This window comes from Streptomyces griseus subsp. griseus, assembly GCF_000720255.1.
Classification (GTDB): Bacteria; Actinomycetota; Actinomycetes; order Streptomycetales; family Streptomycetaceae; genus Streptomyces; species Streptomyces griseus_I.
Map to the genome: position 1 here is coordinate 1 of NZ_JOJE01000127.1, position 1037 is coordinate 1037.

A 1037-nucleotide genomic window follows, 5' to 3' on the forward strand; every position below is an offset into this window, starting at 1 on the left:
GCCCTCCATGAGGTCGACCAGGACCAGGGTGGCCCACCGGGCGGTGACCAGGTCGAACAGCTGCCTGCTCAGGCAGGCGGGATTACGGACGTTGCCTCGTGCACTTTCCTGCACGTGCTCACCTCACCTAAAGGTATGTACTTCCCTCAAGAAAGTAACTCGGTCAGAGTGAGGGAGCCAACCGCTGATCGTCAAGGAGTACCTGTGGTAACCGACGTTGCCGTGACCCGCGCCGCGAACACTGTGACGGTGCTCGGCGGCCCCACCGCGCTGATCCGCCTGGCCGGCTGGACGCTGCTGACCGACCCGACCTTCGACGCCGCCGGCACCGAGTACAAAGACGGCCCGGTCATGGTGCGCAAGACCGCCGATCCGGCGCTGAAGCCCTCGCAACTGCCCGCTCTCGACGCCGTCGTGGTCAGCCACACCGGGCATCTGGACAACCTCGACACCGCCGGGCGTACGGTGGCCTCCGCTGCCTCGAACGTGTTCACCACCGTCGCCGGCGCCGAGGATCTCGGGGGCGCGGCCGTCGGCCTGGAGCCCTGGCAGACCCGGACCCTGTCGAAGCCGGGCCGCACGCCGCTGAACATCACCGCGGTTCCCGCCCGCCACGGGCCCGTCGGCACCGAGGACCTCACCGGTCCGGTCACCGGCTTCCTCCTGCACACCGACGACGGCTCGGCACCGAGCGTGTACGTCTCCGGTGACACCGTCGACCTGGACGCGATGAGCGCCCTGGCCGGCCGGTACCGCGTCGACGTGGCGCTGCTGCACCTGGGCGCGGCCGGCTTCGAGGCATTCGGTGACGTACGGCTGTCGCTGACCGCGGTCCAGGCCGTCGAGGCCCGCCGCCTGCTCGGCGACCCCCTCGTGGTGGCCGTACACGCCGAGGGCTGGGCGCACTACACCGAAGACCGCAGCCACGTCCAGCAGACCTTCGACGCCGCCGGCGTCCCGCTGCACTGGCCCACCCCCGGCGAGCCCGTCACCCTGCCGGACCCGCACACCCGCTGACACCTCACCCGGTGCCGCCG

General features: G+C 70.8%; 1 protein-coding gene. It reads left to right on the forward strand.

Annotated elements, in window-relative coordinates:
• Window positions 1–204 precede the first annotated feature (204 nt).
• A complete protein-coding gene (locus tag IG99_RS43405) occupies window positions 205–1017 on the forward strand; it encodes an MBL fold metallo-hydrolase (protein ID WP_051866638.1) in 813 nt (270 codons plus the stop codon).
• Window positions 1018–1037: the final 20 nt, after the last annotated feature.